This is a genomic window from Pseudomonas sp. PvP001 (assembly GCF_040546375.1).
GTDB classification, from domain to species: domain Bacteria; phylum Pseudomonadota; class Gammaproteobacteria; order Pseudomonadales; family Pseudomonadaceae; genus Aquipseudomonas; species Aquipseudomonas coleopterorum.
Genome location: NZ_JBEPNQ010000001.1, coordinates 2,456,385 through 2,476,314 on the forward strand (window position 1 = coordinate 2,456,385; position 19,930 = coordinate 2,476,314).

Below are 19,930 nucleotides of genomic sequence, written 5' to 3' on the forward strand. Positions count from 1 at the left end.
CCACGTCGCGCTGGTTGCGCCGCATGTCACGCCAATCAGGAAGTCAGTACCAGTTAGGATCTTTCTTCAACTGTTCCATCAACATCTGCTGCATGCCGTCATCAGGCTTGCCGAGAAAGCGATAGGTGGCGTGACGCGTGGGCGACTTGTCGGCGGGCAAGCCTGCGGGCACCTGAACGTACAAGGCGTAGGCATCTTCCTTGTCCATGCTGAATGCCACCAACAATCGACCGCTTTTGCAACTGTCAGCCGTTTCGCACAGCGGGCCTACCAGATAGTTGTCACCATCTTCGGCGACGGCAGTCATCTGCTCCGTCGAAACCCCGGACAGATTGATGATCCAATCTGGAACGCGTTCTTCGGATTTGATCACTGACTGCCAGGTATCACGGTATTCGGCACTCGAGCTCAGAATCTCACTGACTCGGTTCTGACCGTCATTGGCGGCCATCGCCATGCTGCTGCCGACCAGCGACAGCGCCATGGCTATACCCTTGAAGGTCACGCTGGTCATGGTCAGCCTCGACCGCGACGGCCGAAAATGAACGAAACAACGAACAGCACCAGGAATACGACGAACAGGATCTTGGCGATGCCTGCTGCGGTGCCAGCGATACCACCGAAGCCCAGAACGGCGGCGATGATGGCGATGATCAGGAATGTGACTGCCCAACTCAGCATGGTGTATCTCCTTTACGATTTGTCGTGTTTTATCTGTTGATCAGATGCGTTACCCAAGCTCAGAACACCCAACTGCGAATGTGTTCAACCGGTTCGCTGGTTTGTACGCGTTCGATGTTTCCGGATTGCTTGTAGCCCACCCATTGCGCGCTGGCAGGATTGAGATGAGCCGTATCGACAAGACGCTCTTGAGGCGGCAGAAGAAGCTCCTGCTGCTGCGAGGCTGCCCAGCTTGCATACTGCTGAACCGCCAGCAACGTCATCAGCGCCGCCAGAACCAAGAACAATGCTTGGCGCATCGATTGGGACAGGGCGGACGCTTGAGCGGCTTGAGGACGGTTCATCCGGTAACTCCTTGAACTTGGATGGCGGCTGTACGTGTAATCTTGATACGGATATTGCAGCCTGCATGCCAACCTTTTTGTCCCGATAATTACCTTTAAAATCAATTAGTTATAGACAATCTAGATTGCCGTTGGGTAGCAACCTGCACGATGGGCCTGTGGAGGTCGGGCTATTTGCACGATCAGATGATCGGCTTGGATATTTTCAGCAGATCGGCATCAACTCCGCGCACACCGCGAATGTTGCGCGCAACCTCTACCGCCAGGGTTTTCTGCTCGGAGCTGGCGACATCGCCCTTGAGCGTGACCATCCCGGTACGGGTCTCCACATCGATGCTCAGTCCGTCGAGATCGCGATTGAGTAGCAGACTCGCCTTGATCTTGCTGGTGACCCACGTATCACTCAGCGCCTCCTCGGTTTTCTTCGCCTGGGTCTCGGCACGCGTGGTAGCCGTATCCGCCGCGCCGAGACTGATCAGATTGTTCACTTGGTAGACACCATCGGTATTGGTCGCCAGGGTGCCTGCCAACTGTTTCGCGTCGGCCGTCTGCGCCTGGCCTTTGAGCGTGACGACGCCATCAGCCGTGCTGACCACGATGTCCAATGCCTGAGTGTTGGTGTTCCATAGCAGCTTGGACTTGATGATTGCCGTCAGCGTGGCGTCTTCCAGATGTTGCGCGAACTGCTGCCGTTGATTGACGTGCTCAACCAACTCCGGATTCAAGGTGAGGCGGTTGTCGACCTTGTCGATACCTTGGGTATTGAGCGCCACCTGCTCGGCCAGCTCGCGATCCACTTCGTCTTCCACCGCGCCGGTCAGGGTAGCGGTGCCCTGGTCGACCTTCACGCCGAACTCGAAGCCGTTGAGCTGGCGATTCAAGGCCAATGCCGTCCAGATCGAGCCCTCTTGCCGGGCCGCCTGCAATTGCTGATCGAGACTGGCGGGGGCCGCCGCGGCCAACGACGAAAGGCTGACCAGGCCTGCGATGACGCTCGCCAACGTGAGTCGTTTGAAGCTGCTCATTCGTACTCTCCTCCAATTCAAGACAAACAGCTGATTATCGCAAGGCACATGCCAAACTTTTTACCTACTGAAAGCTCAGACATTTCATACAGTTAGAAATGTCATGAGCGAATAGCTACCATGCAGCCTGCCGAATCAATCAGAATTGACCATGCAAGCTGCCCGATCTTTCCGGGATCAACCAAGAAATTTCTCTAAGGAGCGTAGGAAAATGGAATCTGGCACGGAGCATAAAGGCCGCATTCTGCTGGTCGACGATGAGTCTGCCATCCTGCGTACCTTCCGCTATTGCCTGGAAGACGAAGGCTACAGCGTCGCGACGGCCAACAGCGCCAACCAGGCGGATACTCTGATGCAGCGTCAGGTCTTCGACCTGTGCTTCCTCGACCTGCGCCTGGGCGAAGACAACGGCCTCGATGTCCTGGCGCAGATGCGCGTGCAGGCGCCCTGGATGCGCGTCGTGATCGTTACCGCACATTCGGCGGTGGATACTGCCGTGGACGCGATCCAGGCCGGTGCTGCCGACTATCTGGTCAAGCCCTGCAGCCCTGATCAGTTGCGTCTTGCGACCGCCAAGCAGCTTGAGGTACGCCAACTGTCGGCGCGCCTCGAGGCACTCGAAGGCGAGGTGCGCAAGCCCAAGGACGGCCTGGACTCGCACAGCCCGGCGATGATGGTCGTGCTGGAAACCGCGCGTCAGGTGGCGGTCACCGATGCCAACATTCTGATCCTCGGCGAGTCGGGGACCGGCAAGGGCGAACTGGCACGGGCCATCCATGGCTGGAGCAAACGCGCCAAGAAAAGCTGCGTGACCATCAACTGTCCGTCCCTGACCGCCGAGCTGATGGAGAGCGAGCTGTTCGGCCACAGTCGCGGCGCGTTCACTGGCGCCAGTGAAAGCACCCTGGGCCGCGTCAACCAAGCCGACGGCGGCACGCTGTTCCTCGATGAGATCGGCGACTTTCCCCTGACGTTGCAACCCAAGTTGCTGCGTTTCATCCAGGACAAGGAATACGAAAGGGTGGGTGACCCGGTCACGCGTCGGGCCGACGTGCGCATTCTGGCGGCGACCAACCTCAACCTCGAAGACATGGTTCGCGAGGGACGTTTTCGCGAAGACCTGCTGTATCGCCTGAACGTGATTACCTTGCACCTGCCACCACTGCGCGAACGCAGCGAGGACATTCTCACCCTGGCCGATCGTTTTCTGGCGCGCTTCGTCAAGGAATACGCGCGGCCTGCCCGTGGCTTCAGCGAAGAGGCTCGCGCCGCTCTGCTCAACTACCGCTGGCCGGGCAACATTCGTGAGCTGCGCAACGTGATCGAACGGGCCAGCATCATCTGTCCCCAGGAGCGCGTCGAGGTCAGCCATCTGGGCATGGCCGAGCAGCCTGCCAACAATGCGCCGCGCATCGGTGCCGCGCTGAGTCTGGACGAGTTGGAGAAAGCGCACATCGGTGCGGTGCTGGCCACCAGCGATACCCTGGATCAGGCCGCCAAGACCCTGGGCATCGACGCCTCGACGCTTTACCGCAAACGTAAACAGTACAACCTATGAAACTGGCCATGAAGCTGCACACCCGGCTGTTTCTCAGCATTTCGGCGCTGATTACCGTCGCGTTGCTGGGGTTGGTGCTGGGCCTGGTCAGCGTGATGCAGATGGCCGCTTCGCAGGAGAGCATGCTGCGCAGCCATTTCACCACCCTGGACCTGGGGCTCAAGATGCGCCAGAACCTGGGCGATCAACTGGTCATGATGCTGGACGCGAACCCGGACGCAACGGGCATCGCTCAGGCACAGCAGCAGTTTCAGGCCCTGCTCGATGAAGGCATTGCGCACGAGCAAAGCCACAGTGCCCACTATGGCTTTCTGCAGTCCGCCGAAAACTTCCAGACCTTCGTCGCGCAATACCGCGCCACGGCCACGCAACACTTGCCGTTGAGCCAGAACCCGCCCTTGAGCCAAGCGTTCAATACCTTGCGCACCGGTTTGATCGACTCCTACAAGGGCACCTTGCAGAGCATCGCGGCGCTGGAGCATGAGTCTCACCAGCGAGCGATGTGGGTGTCGGGCCTGCTCGGCCTGGTGGGGCTGGCGGTGCTCATCGTCGGCTACTTCACTGCGCACGGTATCGCCCGCCGTTTCGGTGAACCCATCGAAGCCTTGGCCAAGGCTGCAGACGATATCAGTCAGGGCAACTTCGACGTGCAACTGCCGGTGTCACCGGCGGCCGAGCTCAATCGGCTGGCCAGCCGCTTCGGCACCATGGCCCACGCGCTGCGTCAGCACCAGGCGACCAACGTCGATGAGCTTCGCGCCGGTCAGCAACGGTTGCAGGCGGTCCTGGACAGTATCGACGACGGCTTGCTGATGATCGATCGGCAAGGTCAGCTGGAGCATTTGAACCCGGTGGCGCAGCGTCAGCTGGGCTGGGAAGACCATCGTCTGGGCCTGGGTCTGGGTGAGGCGCTGGGCAGACCGGACCTGGACGAGCAGCTGAACCTGATCCTGCGCGGCGGCAGCATGGAACGTGCGCTGGACGACCTGAGTTTCGATGTCGATGGAGAGGCGCGGCTGCTGTCGTACAGCCTGACGCCTGTGACCCACACCCAGGGCAATATCCTTGGCGCGGTCATGGTGCTGCACGATGTGACCGAGCAGCGCGCCTTCGCGCGCGTGCGCAGCGAGTTTGTCCTGCGTGCATCCCACGAACTGCGTACGCCGGTGACGGGCATGCACATGGCCTTCGGGCTGTTGCAGGAGCGCGTGCATTTTCCCGAGCAGAGCCGCGAGGCGGACCTGCTCATGACGGTGAACGAAGAAATGCAGCGCTTGATGCAGTTGATCAATGACCTGCTCAACTTCTCTCGCTACCAGAACGGTCTGCAGAAGCTGGTATTGGCCCCCTGTGCGCTGGATGACCTGCTGCAACGCGCCTACGAGCGTTTCGCCAGCCGTGCCCATGAGCTGGGCATTACGCTGACCGTCGAGCTGACCGAAGGGCTGCCGCGCCTGCACGTGGATGCAGGACAGCTGGATCGGGTGCTGGACAACCTGCTGGAAAATGCCCCTGCGACATACCGCGGAAAACGGTCACATCCGCTTGCAGGCGCGTCGCCACGCCGAGCGGGTGATCATCAGCGTCGAAGACAACGGTGAGGGCATTGCCTACGGCCAGCAGGGGCGGATCTTCGAGCCTTTCGTGCAGGTGGGCCGCAAGAAGGGCGGAGCCGGTCTGGGCCTGGCGCTGTGCAAGGAAATCGTGCAACTGCACGGTGGCCGCATGGGCGTCTATTCACGGCCTGGGCAAGGCACCCAGTTCTACATGACCCTGTCGATCTAGGCGGACGTCGCGAGCGCTGTCCGCGCTCAGGCTTCGTCGCCCGCACGCCGGCCAGCGCGGCGCCGGCCCTTGGTGATCAGTTCCTTGAACTGGCGCGCATTCAAAGCCTGTGCAAACAGCCAACCCTGGCCATAGTCGACGCCTTCGCTTTCGAGCAACAACGCCTGGGCCTCGTGCTCGATGCCTTCGGCGATCACGCGCAGATCCAGGGCATGGGCCATGCGAATGATGTGGGGTGCCACACCACTGCTTTCGGCGTCATCGCCCAGGGCGTCGATGAACGCCTTGTCGATTTTCAGGCAGTCCACGGGCAGGCTTTGCAGGTAGGCCAGGCTGCAGTAGCCGGTGCCGAAATCATCGATCAATACCGTATGACCGACATCGCGAAGGGCCTGAAGGTTTTCGCGCGCCACGTCGACGTCGATCAGGGAGCGTTCGGTGACCTCGAAGGCGATCTGCTCGGGTGCCACGCGATAGATCGCCAGCAGTTGGGCCACCACCTCACCGATACGCGGCACGGTGACGTCGCACGCGGCCAGGTTCACCGAGATGTACAGGTGCGGATTGGCTCGCAACAGGTGGCTGAGCTGCTCCAGCGACTGCTGCAGGACGAAATCGGTGATCTGCCGGATCTGCCCGCTGTGCTCGGCCAGTGGAATGAACAGCTCCGGGCTGGTGAGGGTACCGTCGGGTCGGCGCCAGCGTACCAAGGCCTCGGCACCGACACAGCGCCGATTGCTCAGATCGAAGATCGGCTGGTAGAGCACCTGCAGTTCACCGCGGCGCAACGCACCGTGCAACTCGCCACCCATCGAGCGGCGCTGAGTGATCAGCTGCAGGACCAGCCAGCCAATGCACAGGGCCACCACCAGGCTGACCGGAAACAGCAGCCACAACAGGGTATTGAATATGGGCAGTTCCTTGCTGCGCGGCGCAATCAGCACCAACTGAAAGTCCGGGGACTTGGTGGACATGCGGTAGATCAGCCGGTCCGACGTTACCTGCAGGGCATCCACCGCATCGGCGCGCCAGCCCGAGGCCGGCGGCCAGGGCTGCTCGGAGCCGAGCACGGGGATCGCCCGGCGGCCTTGATCCAGAACCACCAGCAGGCTGCCACCGGCGGGCAGATCGACCACATCGCTCAAGTGCCCTCGGGAGGTCGAGACCCGGAACGGCCCGCGTCCGAGCATCAGCGCGGCCCAGTTGTCATTGCGTTGGGTAGTGGTGTTGAGCCAATAACTGTAGGTGGAACCCTGGATGTCCGGGGGGCGACTCAGGCTGGCGACGTCCTTGCCACGGCGATTGGAGCAGCGCTGGGCGCCGTCGATGAACGCGGCCTCGAATACGAAGCGGTTATCGAAGCCGATCTTCTCCAGGGCGTCCATCATCTGCGGGCCGCAATGGCGGACAGGTTGCGCCTGCAACGCATCGACCCCCTCGCGCAATTGACCGAACACCTGCTCCAGACGCACCAGGAACCGTTCGCCGCTGGCATTCATCTGCTGCCTTTCGCTGAGCTGAAGCTGATGCATGATCAACGCAAAACTGGCCGCGAACAGCAACAGCGCGCTGGCCAGTGCGGCAAGCATGGCCAGCGCCCAGGGGCGGTACAGAAGACTGCGGAGCTGCGGGAAAACGGCGGCCATCGAGAATCATCCAGTCGGGGGCATCAATGTATAGCAACAGGATGGCGATTGGCCCGCGCTTTCGGGCCCATCAACGTGAAATCCATCGTTACCTGCTGTTGAGCGCCTGCAGGATCGCGGCGCTTTGTGCATCCGGCTCGCCGTCGAAGCGTTGAGGGCGGAAGTGCATCTGGAAGGCCGCGATCACATGCCGCGTGGCGACGTCCAGCTCGCCGCTCTGGACCACGTTGTAACCCAGTCGGGCCAGCTGCTGCTGATACCACGAGATGCTTGGCGGGCTGACCTGGAAGCGGGCCTGATTGCGCGCCACGGCTTGCGCATCGGGCCAGATGCCCAGGCCCTGCTCGGCCAGGCGCTGCCAGGGAAACATCGGCCCCGGATCGGTCTTGCGCAGCGGGGCGATATCGCTGTGGCCGATGATGTTGCGCGGGGCGATGCCGTTGCGCTGGACGATATCCTTGAGCAGCGCGATCACCGCCTGGATCTGCGCTTCGCTGTAGGGGTACCAGACACGACCGTTCGGGGTGTCCTTGTAGCCGGGATTGACGATTTCGATGCCGATGGAGCTGGAGTTGAGCCAGGTCCGGCCATCCCACTGGCTGTCGCCGGCATGCCAGGCACGCTGGCTCTCGTCCACCAATTGGTAGACCGTGGCCGAGCGATCGCCGATCAGGTAGTGACTGCTGACTTCGCCGTGGGTCAGCAATTGCAGGGACCGCGCCTCGTCGGCCGAGGTGTAGTGCAGCACCACGAATTGCACGCGGTTGTCGTGATTCGCGGAAGGGTGACTGCGGTCGATGCTCAAACCGTTCGAGCAACCGGCCAGCATCAGCAAAGATAGGGCAACTAGGAGCAACTTCATGGGAAGGTCACATGCAGGTTGTAGGAAAAGAGCGTGAGCATAGCCTAGCTGGTGGCTCGGATTGAGGTGACATGCATGACGCCTCGTTGCCGAATGTTGCGTACACGTTCGAGGCAGGCTCAAGGCGCCTGTTCGATCTGGTTGCGTCCAGCTTCCTTGGCACGGTACAGCGCCTGGTCGGCACGCTTGAGCACCTGACTGGCGTTTTCACCCGATTTGAACACCGCCACACCGGCAGACATCGTCACGGTGACGCGCTCGCCCTTGAAATGGAAAGGGCATTGTTCCACCGCTGCACGCAGGCGTTCGAGCAAGCGACTGCCGCCGCTCAGATCGCTGCCGGGCATCAGCAGGGCGAACTCCTCGCCACCGAAGCGGGCGATGAAATCGTCGCCGCGCAGGCCTTTGCGCAGGACGTTGGCGATGATCTTCAGGACCTTGTCGCCGGCCTGATGGCCATAGGTGTCGTTGATCGACTTGAAATGGTCCAGATCCAGAATGGCCAGCAGCAGGCCCGTGCCGGTTTGTTGCAGGCGCCCATGCTCCAGCGCCAGCCGCTCGTTCCAGGCGGCTCGATTGGGCAAGCCGGTGAGCGGGTCGAGCAACGCCTTGTGGCGCTGCTGTTCGAGCTTGTCGCGATAATCGAGTGCTTCGCGCTCCATGCTGGTCACTCGCTCGCCGAGACCGTGCAGACGCGCGGCGATTTCCTGCTCGCGGGCCTCGCGCTGCAGACGGTGCTGTTCCATGCTGGCCAGCAGGCCTTCGAGGCGGCTTTCAAGCACTTGCTTAAGGCCATCGATGTCGGTGGCGCCGCGCATGCTGGTCTGCAGACCGTCGACGTGTTCGCGCAATACATCGTCCAGCGCCAGGGCGGCGCTGCGCGATTCGACATGGTCGCCATGGGTGAGCTGCAACTGACGCTGGAAACTCTCCAGACGTTGATTGAGCTGCTGCAGGTATCGCTCGAATTCCTGCTGGCTGCCGTCGTTGACGGCCAGCATCAATATGGCGAGCTCATCCAGCACCGGCAACAGCTCGTACCAGTTCAGCCCCCGCTGGATGCGCGCGTGCATGGCCTGGGCCTGAGGCATGTAGCGCTCGGGCAGGGTCAATTCGCTCAGCAGTTCGAGCAAGGTGGTTTCGATATGGCTGGCCACGCTGCTGTAGGGTGGCTCAAGGCTGGCGGGTAGGGCGTAGAAGGCTTGCTCGTCGGTCAAGTTACTGTCGAGCACTTCCATCTGTTCGATGGGCTGCTCGTTGGACTGTTCGGTAGGCTCCTCGACAGGCTGCTCGGTCGGCTCGGTGATGACGGGCGATGCGACGGCCTCGGCATCGCTGGCCACCGGCTCCACAGTGTCAGTGCTGCTAGCGGGCAGGGTTGGATGGGGCTCTACGGGTTGAACGCGAACGGGCTCAGGCTCAGGCTCAGGCTCGGCAACGGATGACAGCTGTACTGGTTGTGCTTCCGGTGCTTCTTGTACTTCCGGCACTTCGGGCTGCGCCATAGTTGCTGGAGGCACCAAGTTTGGCACCGGCAACGCATCCTGCATGGGCTGGAGCGAGCCCGCATCGACCGCATCGGGACTGCCGAACAGACGCTGCAGCAAGCCCGCCCGTGGCGCGCGCAACGGTCGGTCGAGGGTATTGAGTGCCCGCTCCTGCAGACCACTGAGCTCGCTGAGCAGCAGCGGCATCTCGCGTGCCTGGCCGGCGCGTTCCTCCAGGCCGTGGGCAAGCTTCTTCAAGGGTTTGCTGATGTCGCGAGGCAAGGGTAGCGATTGCAGCTGGGTGACCAGCGCCCCCAGTGCGGTGCCGATCTGCTCGACACGGGACTGACGCCGCTGTTCGGACTCCAGCACTGCGGTTTCCAGGCGCGGGATCAAGGCAGCCAGCTTGGCATCCATGTCCTCGCCACGCAGAACTTCGCGCATCTCCTTCATGCACACGTCCACCGCGCGGTCGCTGCCCTCGGCGGCCAGGCTGCTGCGCACCAGACCCCGACGCAGCAAGTCGAGCCGAGCGTTCCAGCGCCGCTCGAGCTTTTCCTGCTGGTCGATGCTGTGCAGGTATTTCTCTTTCCAGCGCTGGCTGTCGTCGCTCATGGCAAGGGCTGCTCGTTGACCTGCAGCTCACGCCCACCCGCGATGGGCGCGCTGCGAAAACGTCGTATCGCGGGTGTCGCCGTTTACTTGGCGGCGCGTTCCTTTGCGATCAGCTGGTCGGCGACGTTCAAGGTCTGCTCCGAACCACCGGCGGTGCCCAGGTCGAAGCGATACTTGCCGTTGACGATCATGGTCGGCACGCCGGAGATCTCGTACTTCTTGGCCAGCTCTTTGGCCTTGGCGATCTGGCCCTTGATGGCGAAGGAGTTGAAGGTCTGCAGGAACTTGTCCTTGTCCACGCCCTGGGTGGCGACGAATTCGGCCATCTCCTGAGGGTCGGTCAGGCGCTTGTGTTCCTTCTGGATGGCGTTGAACACGGCGTTGTGGACCTTGTGCTCCACACCCATGGCTTCAAGGGTCAGGAACAGCTGGCCATGGGCGTCCCAAGGACCGCCGAACATGGCAGGAATACGCACGAAGTTGACGTCGGCCGGCAGCTTCTCGACCCATGGATTGATGGTCGGTTCGAACGCGTAGCAGTGCGGGCAGCCATACCAGAACATTTCGACGACTTCGATCTTGCCTGGTTGGGCTACAGGCACCGGAGCGCTCAATTGAACGTAGGTCTTGCCGGCTTCCAGCGGCACATCCGCCGCCTGGGCGGTAACGCCCATGGCACTGGCGACAACGAGGAAGGCGCCGAAAATCAGATTACGCATGCGTGACTCCTGAGCAGTTTCATACAAGGGACGGATCGGTGCGAGCACCGGACCTGCCTGATGGAGGCAGGTAGTGTAACGGCAGTGATGTCAAAAAAGGGTAGACGGGAAGGGCGTTTGCGCTAATTTCATCGCGCAATGGATGCAACGCAGCGCAAGCGAGCCGCAAGGGCGGACCTGATCCTGATCCGAACCGGATGGCTTCAGTGCAGCGCCTGGATATACGCTGCCAGGGCTGCGATATCGTCATCGTTCAGTTTGGCCGCAATCCGATGCATGATCGGCGCCGCGGCGTCGTCACTCTGACGGAAATCGCTCAAGCGCTTGATCAGGTAGGGTGCGTGCTGCCCGCCCAGCCGGGGAAAGCCGGCCAGCGCAGCGCCGGCGCCGTCCGGGCTGTGGCAACCGCTGCAGGCGGGCAGCCCCAAAGCCTGGTCGCCACTGCGATAGAGGTCCTGACCACGCTGCGACGCGGGGGCCTGGGCTTCGCCAGGGGTCGGCTTCTGGCTGGCGTACCAGCTGGCAATGTCGAGCAGATCCCGATCGCTGAACCCCGCCAGCGTGCCGGCCATCTCCGGAACCTCGCGGCGATTGTCGCGGATGTCCAGCAACTGCTGGTTCAGATAGCGCTCGCCCTGGCCAGCCAACGTCGGAAAGATCGGTACCAGGCTGTTGCCACCAGGACCATGGCACGCCGCGCACAGGGTCGTCAGCGGCTGACCTCGGGCGCCATCGCCCACCAGCTCGGCAGCGCTCGCCGCACCGCTGGCCAGCAGGGCGCCGAGCAGGCCCATCACACGTATTGCGCTCATCGACTGATCCAACCAGGGTGAAGTTCGCAGCCTGCCGTACCCCACGGCAGGCCTGGATGCATTATGCCTGTGCGCACGCCATTGCCGGCAAAATCACCCACATATTGCCCAGCCCTATATACTTCGCTGCATCGTTCTTGCGGCCTGTGCATCGGGCCCTGCCTCTACCGGAAATCACATGCAACTCAAAAACCCCATCCTGGGCCTGTGCCAACAGGCTACCTTTTCGCTCAGCGCTGCCAAGGTCGACCAGTGCCCCGATGACGAAGGGTTCGAGGTCGCGTTCGCCGGCCGCTCCAACGCCGGCAAGTCCAGCGCCTTGAACACCCTGACCCACGCCAGCCTGGCGCGCACGTCGAAAACCCCGGGCCGCACGCAGTTGCTCAACTTCTTCAATCTGGACGAAGAGCGCCGTCTGGTCGACCTGCCAGGCTATGGCTATGCCAAGGTGCCGATCCCGCTCAAGCAGCACTGGCAGCGCCACCTGGAAGCGTATCTGGGCAGCCGTGAAAGCCTCAAGGGGCTGATTCTGATGATGGACATCCGCCATCCGATGACCGACTTCGACCTGCTGATGCTGGACTGGTCGGTGGCCAGCCACATGCCCATGCACATTCTGCTGACCAAGGCCGACAAGCTGACCTACGGCGCGGCCAAGAACACTCTGCTCAAGGTTCAGGCGGAAATTCGCAAGGGCTGGGGCGATGCGGTGAGCATCCAGTTGTTCTCTGCGCCCAAGCGTCTGGGTCTGGAAGAGGCCTACACGGTGCTCGCGCGCTGGATGGAGTTGCCGGACAAGGACAGCGCCGAGGCCTGAACAGAAAAGCCAGGCAAAAAAAACCCCGGACTTCGTATGGGGAGGGGGAAGTCTGGGGCTCAAGGTCCGAACCGCTGAGGGTCCGGATATCTGCCAACACTTAACACAACATAGGAGCATCGAAAGGCTTCACTAGCCAATCCCAATATCTGACTAGGGATGGCCGGCGGAGTTCCTGGGTAGATGCAAACTATTTGCACTAAGTCGTTGGTTTCATGTGAAGTTCAGGGTTTCATGATTGCTGGCATCGGGCCAGGCCTGTTCGCGGCCAGTGGCCGCGAAGCAGCTGACACGGTGTCGAATCAGTGCGCCTCGTCCCAGTTGGAGCCCACGCCCACTTCCACCAGCAGGGGCACGTCGAGCTGCGCAGCGCCGCTCATATGCGGACGGATCTGGGTGCCGATCTGTTCGACCAGATCTTCACGCACTTCCAGCACCAGTTCATCGTGCACCTGCAGGATCACCCGCGCATCCAGCCCGCTGTCGGCGAGCCACGTGTCCACGGCGACCATGGCGCGCTTGATGATGTCTGCCGCCGTGCCCTGCATCGGTGCGTTGATCGCGGTGCGTTCGGCGCCGCGGCGCAGGGCCGGGTTCTTGGCATTGATGTCCGGCACATACAGCCGACGGCCGAACAGGGTTTCGACGAAGCCCTGCTCGGCGGCCTGGGCGCGGGTGCGCTCCATGTACTCGAGCACGCCGGGGTACTGGGCGAAATAGCGATCGATGTAGGCCTGCGATTGCTTGCGATCGACGCCGATCTGCTTGGCCAGTCCGAATGCGCTCATGCCGTAGATCAGGCCGAAGTTGATCGCCTTGGCGCTGCGTCGCTGGTCGGTGGTGACCTGAGCCAGGTCCACACCGAACACTTCCGCTGCCGTGGCGCGGTGCACGTCCAGATCGTTCTGGAAGGCATGCAGCAGGCCTTCGTCCTTGGCCAGGTGGGCCATGATGCGCAGTTCGATCTGGGAATAGTCGGCAGCCAGCAGACGATACCCCGGCGCGGCGATGAACGCCTGACGGATGCGGCGGCCTTCGGCGGTGCGGATCGGAATGTTCTGCAGGTTCGGATCACTGGATGACAGGCGCCCGGTGGCAGCGACCGCCTGATGGTAGGAGGTATGGATACGCCCGGTGCGCGGGTTGATCTGCTCCGGCAGACGGTCGGTGTAGGTGCTCTTGAGTTTGCTCATCGAGCGGTACTGCATCAGCACCTTGGGCAGCGGGTAATCCTGCTCGGCCAGTTCGGCAAGCACCGCTTCGGCCGTGGAAGCCTGGCCCTTGGCCGTCTTGGAGATGATCGGCAGACCGAGTTTCTCGTAGAGAATCACACCCAGCTGCTTGGGCGAGCCCAGGTTGAACTCTTCACCGGCGATCTCGAACGCTTCGCGCTCCAGGGCGACCATCTTTTCGCCCAGCTCCACGCTCTGGATACCCAGCAGCTTGGCATCCACCAGTGCGCCTTGGCGCTCGATACGTGCCAGCACCGGCACCAGCGGCATTTCGATGTCCTGCAGCACGGGCATGAGGCTGGGCACGGCGTCCAGCTTGGCCTGGAACAGCTGGTGCAGGCGCAGGGTGATGTCGGCGTCTTCGGCGGCGTAGGGGCCGGCCTGTTCCAGAGCGATCTGGTCGAAGGTCAGCTGCTTGGCGCCCTTGCCGGCGATGTCGGCGAACTTGATGGTGGTGTGGTTCAGGTACTTGAAGGCCAGGCTGTCCATGTCGTGCCGCGTCGCGGTGGAGTCGAGCACGTAGGATTCGAGCATGGTGTCGAAGGCCACGCCGCGAACCTCGATGCCGTTTTCCTGCACGCCGCCAATCGCACAGTTGGCCAGGATGTTCATGTCGTACTTGGCGTGCTGCCCGACCTTGAGCTTGCGCGGGTCTTCAAGCAGCGGCTTGAGCGCCAGCAGTACGGTGTCGCGGTCGAGCTGCTCGGGCACACCCATGTAGGAATGGGTCAGCGGAATGTAGGCCGCTTCGTGCGGTTCGACTGCAAAGGAAATGCCCACCAATTGCGCGCGCTGTGCGTCCAGGCCGGTGGTCTCGGTGTCGAAGGCGAACAGGCTGGCCTGTTCGAGCTTCTTTAGCCAGACATCGAAACGGGCTTGATCGAGGATCGTCTCGTAGCGCACTTCAATGGCGGCCACCGGCTCCTGCACCGGGGCCAGTTCCTCACCGGCGCGCCGGGCGTCACGCTCGACGTCTTCGATCCAGCTGCGGAATTCCAGCTCGCTGTAGATCTCCAGCAGGGCGTCGCGGTCCGGCTCGGTGCACATCAGCTGATCGACCTCGACGTCCAGCGGCACGTCGATCTTGATGGTCGCCAATTCGTATGAAAGAAAGGCCATCGCCCGATGCTCTTCCAGCTTGGCCGGCAACGACTTGGCGCCGCGAATGGCCAGGGTCGGGACCTTGTCGAGGTTCTCGTAGAGCTCCTTGAGGCCGCCGCCGATGCCGGTGAGCAGGCCTTGAGCGGTTTTCTCGCCCACACCGGGAACACCGGGAATGTTGTCGACCTTGTCGCCCATCAGGGCCAGGAAATCGATGATGTGCTCGGGGCCGACGCCGAATTTCTCTTTCACGCCTTCGATGTCCAGCACGCTGCCGGTCATGGTGTTGACCAGCGTGATGTGGCCATCGACCAGCTGCGCCATGTCCTTGTCACCGGTGGAGATGACCACCGGCCGATCCGCGGCCGCGCTGCTGCGGGCCAGGGTCCCGATCACGTCGTCCGCTTCGACATTGTCCACGCACAGCAACGGGTAACCCAGCGCGCGGACCGCCGCGTGCAAGGGTTCGACCTGCACCCGCAGGTCGTCGGGCATGCTGGGTCGGTTGGCTTTGTAGTCGACGTACATGGCATCGCGGAAGGTCCCGCCCTTGGCGTCGAATACCACGGCGAACGGGCTGCCCGGATACTGTCGGCGCAGGCTCTTGAGCATGTTCAGCACGCCCTTCACGGCACCCGTGGGCATGCCCTTGGAGGTGGCCAGCGGCGGCAGAGCGTGGAAAGCGCGGTACAGATAGGAGGAACCGTCCACCAGGACGAGAGGAGCTTTGCTCATGAGCAGAATCAACCTTTTCGGCGAGCTCGGCGTTAGAATGCCCCGAGCTGTGACCACAAGAACCATGTCAACAAGAACTGTGACAACAAAGGGACAAGGTTATCATGCGCAACGTAAAACGCCTGTTGCTCGCGACACTGCTGCTGAGCGGCCCGCTGATGGTCCAGGCTGCTGACGATGCGCCTTCGGCCGATCCGGACGTGACCATTCGCCAGGACGGCGACAAGACCATTCAGGAGTACCGCCAGAACGGCTTCCTGTACGCCATCAAGATCACCCCGAAGCACGGCAAGCCGTACTTCCTGGTGCGCGCCGATGGCACCGACGACAATTTCATCCGCTCCGACCAGCCGGACATGTTGATCCCGGCCTGGAAGATCTTCGAGTGGTGAGGCTGTAATTTTCAATTCAACCGGGCGCCGCCGCTGTGGCGCCAGTATGGGCAAATCTACGACATGTCTGTGTTTACACCCTTGACCCGCGCCGAGCTCGAAACCTTTCTGGCCCCTTATGGCCTTGGCCGTCTGCGGGACTTCCAGGGGATTGCCGCCGGTACCGAGAACAGCAACTTTTTCATCAGCCTGGAGCAGGGTGAATACGTACTGACTCTGGTAGAGCGCGGGCCGACTCAGGATTTGCCGTTCTTCATCGAACTGCTCGATGTGCTGCACGACGCGCAGCTGTCGGTGCCTTATGCCTTGCGCACCACCGACGGGGTCGCGCTGCGTACCCTCGCCGGCAAACCGGCCCTGCTGCAGCCACGCCTGGACGGTCGGCATGTTCAGGCACCGAACAACCAGCACTGCGTTCAGGTGGGCGAGTTGCTGGCGCACATTCACACGGCAACCCTGGACGCACCACTGGTACGCCGAACCGACCGTGGCCTGGACTGGATGCTGGAGGAGGGCGAAAAGCTCGTCGCTGGCCTCGACGCGGCGGCTGCCGAATTGCTGCGTCCGGCCCTGGCCGAGATCCAGGCGCATCACGCGCAGATCCTGGCGCTGCCGCAGGCCAACCTGCACGGCGATCTGTTCCGTGACAACGTGATGTTCGAAGGCACGCACCTGACCGGCGTGATCGACTTCTACAATGCCTGCTCGGGGCCGATGCTCTACGACCTGGCGATTACCGTGAACGACTGGTGCTCGGACGAACAGGGTGCGCTGGATGCGCCACGGGCGCGGGCTTTGCTGGGTGCCTATGCGGCGCTGCGGCCGTTCACCGCAGCCGAAGCGCAGCTCTGGCCACTGATGTTGCGCGTGGCCTGTGTGCGTTTCTGGCTGTCGCGCCTGATCGCAGCGCAGTCGTTTGCCGGGATGGATGTGCTGATTCACGATCCCAAGGATTTTCAGGACCGCTTGGGGTTGCGGCAGAAGGTTGGGGTGGCGTTGCCGTTTGCTTTCTAGGGGTTGATTTCGCGGGGCGGCCTTCGCGGGCAGAGCCCGCTCCCACAGGGCAGGGGTTCAGGCTTGTGGGAGGAGCGTCAGAGCTTTTCCAGGCAGCCGGCAAGGTTGTCGGCCAGGTTGGCCAGCAGGGTCTCGTAGCCCGTCGCCGTGGCCTCGTCGAAACCGCCCAGGGCGTCCAGTTCAGCCAGGGTCACCGGCAGGCCGGCCGTCAGGGTCTGCGCCAGCTTCGGCCGCATCGGCGGCTCGCTGAACACGCACGTCTTGCCCACTTCCTGCAGCCGCTGGCGCATTGCGGCGACATGCTGCGCGCCCGGTTGCACTTCGGCTGCCACGGCAAATACGCCCGTATGCTTGAGGCCATAGGCCTCCTCGAAATAATCGAAAGCCTCGTGGAAGACGAAATAGGGCTTGCCCTGGATACCCGCCACCCGCGCGGCCAGGCGGGTGTCCAGGGCATTCAGACGTTGCGTGAACGCCGCCAGGTTGGACTGGTAGCGAGGCGCATTGGCCGGATCGGCCGCGGACAGGTCGGCGGCCATGCGCGTGGCGATCACCCGGGCGTTGACGGTGGAAAGCCACAGGTGGGCGTCCAGTGTGCCTGGGCGATGGTCGTGATCGTGGTCCGACGCTTCCTCGGCGTGGGAGTGGCTGTCCTCGGCAAAGTGGCGCAGATGCAGCCCCGGGAGGGTCTGGATGGTCACCGTGGGCTTCTGCCGAGTCTCCAGCACGCGCGGCAGAAAGCCTTCCATGTCCGGGCCGATCCAGTACAGCAGATCGGCGTCGCCTACCCGGCGTACGTCCGATGGTCGCAGCGCATAGTGGTGCGGCGAGGCGCCGGGCGGCAGCAGTACTTCAGGCTGGCCGACGCCGTCCTGCACGGCGGCTGCGATCAGCTGCACCGGCTTGATGCTGGTCAGTACACGCACCTGGGCCTGTGCCGGCAGGGCGGTCATGAACGCGGCGAGCAAACCGATGGAAAGAGCAAAAATACGAACCACAATGGACACTCTCGGGGGCAAGAACAGGTAACATAATAACGTCTCTATCAGAATTCGTCGCCGCTCATGTCCAAAACACCGTTGGCCAGCCGTCCCCACGACCACTCCCATTGCGTCCATCACGCACTGAGCGAGGCCGATGCCTTGTGCCTGAAACAGGGCCTGCGTTTGACTGCCTTGCGCCGTCGCGTACTGGAGCTGGTCTGGCAAAGCCACAAGCCGCTGGGCGCCTACGACATCCTTGCCGTGCTCAGCGAACAGGATGGCCGTCGCGCAGCGCCGCCCACGGTCTATCGCGCCCTGGACTTTCTGCTCGACAACAACCTGGTGCACCGCATTGCTTCGCTCAACGCCTTCATCGGCTGCAACCATCCCGAGCACGCCCACCAGGGCCAGTTCCTGATCTGCCGCACCTGCCATGTGGCCGTGGAACTGGAGCACAAGACCATCAGCGATGCCATCGTCGAGAGCGCGCAGGGTATCGGCTTCGCCGTCGAGGGGCAGACCGTGGAAGTGGTCGGCCTGTGCGCGGCCTGCCGGGGGGCGTGATGAGCGAAGCCTTGATCCGCTTGGACCAGGTGAGCGTGGAGTTCGCCGGCCAACGTGTGCTCGATGACATCCATCTGTGCGTGCAGCCTGGGGAGATCGTCACCTTGATCGGCCCCAACGGCGCCGGCAAGACCACCCTGGTGCGTGCCGTGCTCGGTTTGCTGAAGCCCGACTCGGGCAGCGTCTGGCGCAAGCCTCGGCTGCGCATCGGCTACATGCCGCAGAAGCTGCACGTGGACCCGACCCTGCCGCTGTCGGTGCTGCGTTTCCTGCGCCTGGTGCCGGGTGTGGACCGCGCGCGCGCCCTGGCGGCGCTGGAGGAAGTGGGCGCCGCGCAGACCATCGACAGCCCGATCCAGACGGTCTCCGGCGGTGAAATGCAGCGCGTGCTGCTGGCGCGAGCGCTGCTGCGCGAGCCCGAACTGCTGGTGCTCGACGAGCCGGTGCAAGGCGTCGACGTGGCCGGCCAGGCCGAACTCTATGCCCTGATCACACGCCTGCGCGAGCGCCATGGCTGCGGCGTGCTGATGGTGTCCCATGACCTGCATCTGGTCATGAGCACCACCGATCAGGTGGTTTGCCTGAATCGCCACGTCTGCTGTTCCGGCCATCCCGCGCAGGTCAGCGGCGATCCGGCCTTCGTCGAGCTGTTCGGCAGCCACGCGCCGAGCTTGGCGATCTATCACCATCATCACGACCACGCCCACGACCTGCATGGCGGCGTGGTCAGTGACACTCACGTACACGGAGACAGCTGCAAGCATGGCTGATTTTTTACTGTATGCCTTGCTGGCAGGCCTGTCCCTGGCAGTGGTCGCGGGACCGCTGGGCTCGTTCGTGGTCTGGCGCCGCATGGCCTATTTCGGCGATACCTTGTCCCATGCGGCCCTGCTCGGCGTGGCCCTGGGCTTCGTGCTCGACATCAGCCCGGCGCTGGCGGTAACGGTCGGCTGCCTGCTGCTGGCGATATTGCTGGTGACGCTGCAGCAACGCCAGCCGCTGGCCTCGGACACCCTGCTGGGGATCCTGGCGCCGAGCACCCTGTCGCTGGGCCTGGTGGTGCTGAGCTTCATGCATGACGTGCGCATCGACCTGATGGGCTATCTGTTCGGTGATCTGTTGGCGATCAGTGCGACCGACCTGTACTGGATCGTCGGCGGCAGCGTGGTGGTGCTGGGGCTGTTGATCGCGCTGTGGCGGCCATTGCTGGCGATCACCGTTCATGAAGAGCTGGCACGCATCGAAGGATTGCCGGTGGCAGGTCTGCGCATGGCCTTGATGCTGTTGATCGCCGTGGTGATCGCGGTGGCGATGAAGATCGTGGGCGTATTGCTGATCACTTCATTGCTGATCATTCCGGCGGCGGCCGCCCAACGCCATGCACGCTCGCCCGAGCAGATGGCACTGGGCGCCAGCGTGCTGGGGGTGATCGCGGTGTGTGCCGGGTTGGCGCTCTCGTGGTTCAAGGACACGCCGGCCGGGCCATCGATCGTGGTGAGTGCCGCGGTGTTGTTTCTGCTGAGTTTTGCGTTGCCCAAGCGGTAGGGTGAGTCAGGCG

At 62.7% G+C, this 19,930-nt stretch carries 18 protein-coding genes and 1 pseudogene; 8 read left to right on the plus strand and 11 right to left on the minus strand.

From position 1 onward, the window contains the following. Positions 1-43: 43 nt before the first annotated feature. From ABMD26_RS11130 to ABMD26_RS11145, 4 genes are all read right to left on the minus strand, one after another. Positions 44-514 (minus strand): inhibitor of vertebrate lysozyme family protein, encoded by a 471-nt coding sequence (locus ABMD26_RS11130; protein WP_354309511.1) that lies wholly within the window; start codon positions 512-514, stop codon positions 44-46. Positions 515-516: 2 nt separating this feature from the next. Then, positions 517-681 (minus strand): DUF1328 domain-containing protein, encoded by a 165-nt coding sequence (locus ABMD26_RS11135; RefSeq protein ID WP_043191899.1) that lies wholly within the window; start codon positions 679-681, stop codon positions 517-519. A 59-nt stretch (positions 682-740) separates the two neighbouring features. Next, complete coding sequence (locus tag ABMD26_RS11140) at positions 741-1,025, minus strand: hypothetical protein (RefSeq protein WP_122743101.1); 285 nt, start codon at positions 1,023-1,025, stop codon at positions 741-743. 182 nt (positions 1,026-1,207) lie between these two features. Continuing rightward, positions 1,208-2,050, minus strand: a complete 843-nt coding sequence (locus ABMD26_RS11145) for a BON domain-containing protein (protein WP_354309514.1) — start codon at positions 2,048-2,050, stop codon at positions 1,208-1,210. 211 nt (positions 2,051-2,261) lie between these two features. On the opposite strand from ABMD26_RS11145, the gene algB reads away from it, so the two are divergent. Together algB and ABMD26_RS11155 are read left to right on the plus strand one after the other, a co-directional pair. Then, positions 2,262-3,608: a sigma-54-dependent response regulator transcription factor AlgB gene (algB, locus tag ABMD26_RS11150; protein WP_049860524.1), complete on the plus strand. Its 1,347-nt coding sequence runs from the start codon at positions 2,262-2,264 to the stop codon at positions 3,606-3,608. After that, positions 3,605-5,393 (plus strand): annotated as a pseudogene (locus tag ABMD26_RS11155) (KinB sensor domain-containing domain). The gene algB and the pseudogene ABMD26_RS11155 overlap by 4 nt, the downstream one beginning before the upstream one ends. Positions 5,394-5,419: 26 nt before the next feature. Here ABMD26_RS11155 and ABMD26_RS11160 read toward each other — a convergent pair. The 5 genes from ABMD26_RS11160 to ABMD26_RS11180 all read right to left on the minus strand — a co-directional run bounded on the left by ABMD26_RS11160 (position 5,420) and on the right by ABMD26_RS11180 (position 11,534). Further along, positions 5,420-7,039 carry an EAL domain-containing protein gene (locus ABMD26_RS11160; protein ID WP_049860522.1) on the minus strand — a complete coding sequence of 540 codons (1,620 nt, stop codon included), beginning with the start codon at positions 7,037-7,039 and terminating at the stop codon, positions 5,420-5,422. Positions 7,040-7,127: 88 nt separating this feature from the next. Beyond that, positions 7,128-7,901, minus strand: a complete 774-nt coding sequence (locus tag ABMD26_RS11165; protein WP_122743097.1) for an N-acetylmuramoyl-L-alanine amidase — start codon at positions 7,899-7,901, stop codon at positions 7,128-7,130. 119 nt (positions 7,902-8,020) lie between these two features. After that, complete coding sequence (locus ABMD26_RS11170) at positions 8,021-10,003, minus strand: diguanylate cyclase (RefSeq protein WP_354309517.1); 1,983 nt, start codon at positions 10,001-10,003, stop codon at positions 8,021-8,023. Between the two features lie 83 nt (positions 10,004-10,086). Next, the gene (locus ABMD26_RS11175) at positions 10,087-10,722 is read right to left on the minus strand and encodes a thiol:disulfide interchange protein DsbA/DsbL (RefSeq protein WP_354309519.1); all 636 of its coding nucleotides are present in this window, start codon (positions 10,720-10,722) and stop codon (positions 10,087-10,089) included. A gap of 203 nt (positions 10,723-10,925) precedes the next feature. Further along, positions 10,926-11,534 carry a c-type cytochrome gene (locus tag ABMD26_RS11180; RefSeq protein ID WP_354309521.1) on the minus strand — a complete coding sequence of 203 codons (609 nt, stop codon included), beginning with the start codon at positions 11,532-11,534 and terminating at the stop codon, positions 10,926-10,928. A gap of 178 nt (positions 11,535-11,712) precedes the next feature. Between ABMD26_RS11180 and yihA the strand changes: the two genes are divergently transcribed. Further along, positions 11,713-12,351 carry a ribosome biogenesis GTP-binding protein YihA/YsxC gene (gene yihA / locus ABMD26_RS11185; protein ID WP_090361794.1) on the plus strand — a complete coding sequence of 213 codons (639 nt, stop codon included), beginning with the start codon at positions 11,713-11,715 and terminating at the stop codon, positions 12,349-12,351. A 302-nt stretch (positions 12,352-12,653) separates the two neighbouring features. Here yihA and polA read toward each other — a convergent pair whose 3' ends face one another. Beyond that, the gene (polA, locus tag ABMD26_RS11190; RefSeq protein ID WP_354309523.1) at positions 12,654-15,419 is read right to left on the minus strand and encodes a DNA polymerase I; all 2,766 of its coding nucleotides are present in this window, start codon (positions 15,417-15,419) and stop codon (positions 12,654-12,656) included. Positions 15,420-15,523: 104 nt separating this feature from the next. On the opposite strand from polA, the gene ABMD26_RS11195 reads away from it, so the two are divergent. Then, positions 15,524-15,811: a DUF2782 domain-containing protein gene (locus tag ABMD26_RS11195; RefSeq protein WP_049860515.1), complete on the plus strand. Its 288-nt coding sequence runs from the start codon at positions 15,524-15,526 to the stop codon at positions 15,809-15,811. A 63-nt stretch (positions 15,812-15,874) separates the two neighbouring features. Continuing rightward, a complete protein-coding gene (locus ABMD26_RS11200; RefSeq protein WP_049860555.1) occupies positions 15,875-16,825 on the plus strand; it encodes a homoserine kinase in 951 nt (316 codons plus the stop codon). A 77-nt stretch (positions 16,826-16,902) separates the two neighbouring features. Here the strand turns inward: ABMD26_RS11200 and ABMD26_RS11205 are convergent, their stop codons facing one another. Further along, positions 16,903-17,778 carry a zinc ABC transporter substrate-binding protein gene (locus ABMD26_RS11205; RefSeq protein WP_442965537.1) on the minus strand — a complete coding sequence of 292 codons (876 nt, stop codon included), beginning with the start codon at positions 17,776-17,778 and terminating at the stop codon, positions 16,903-16,905. Between the two features lie 111 nt (positions 17,779-17,889). On the opposite strand from ABMD26_RS11205, the gene zur reads away from it, so the two are divergent. From zur to znuB, 3 genes are read left to right on the plus strand one after another with little or no spacing between them, the layout of a single operon-like run. Beyond that, positions 17,890-18,372: a zinc uptake transcriptional repressor Zur gene (zur, locus tag ABMD26_RS11210; protein WP_049860514.1), complete on the plus strand. Its 483-nt coding sequence runs from the start codon at positions 17,890-17,892 to the stop codon at positions 18,370-18,372. Then, positions 18,372-19,142 carry a zinc ABC transporter ATP-binding protein ZnuC gene (gene znuC, locus ABMD26_RS11215; RefSeq protein WP_090362482.1) on the plus strand — a complete coding sequence of 257 codons (771 nt, stop codon included), beginning with the start codon at positions 18,372-18,374 and terminating at the stop codon, positions 19,140-19,142. Before zur ends, znuC begins: the two co-directional genes overlap by 1 nt. Further along, positions 19,135-19,917, plus strand: a complete 783-nt coding sequence (znuB, locus tag ABMD26_RS11220) for a zinc ABC transporter permease subunit ZnuB (RefSeq protein ID WP_090361784.1) — start codon at positions 19,135-19,137, stop codon at positions 19,915-19,917. Before znuC ends, znuB begins: the two co-directional genes overlap by 8 nt. Positions 19,918-19,930: the final 13 nt, after the last annotated feature.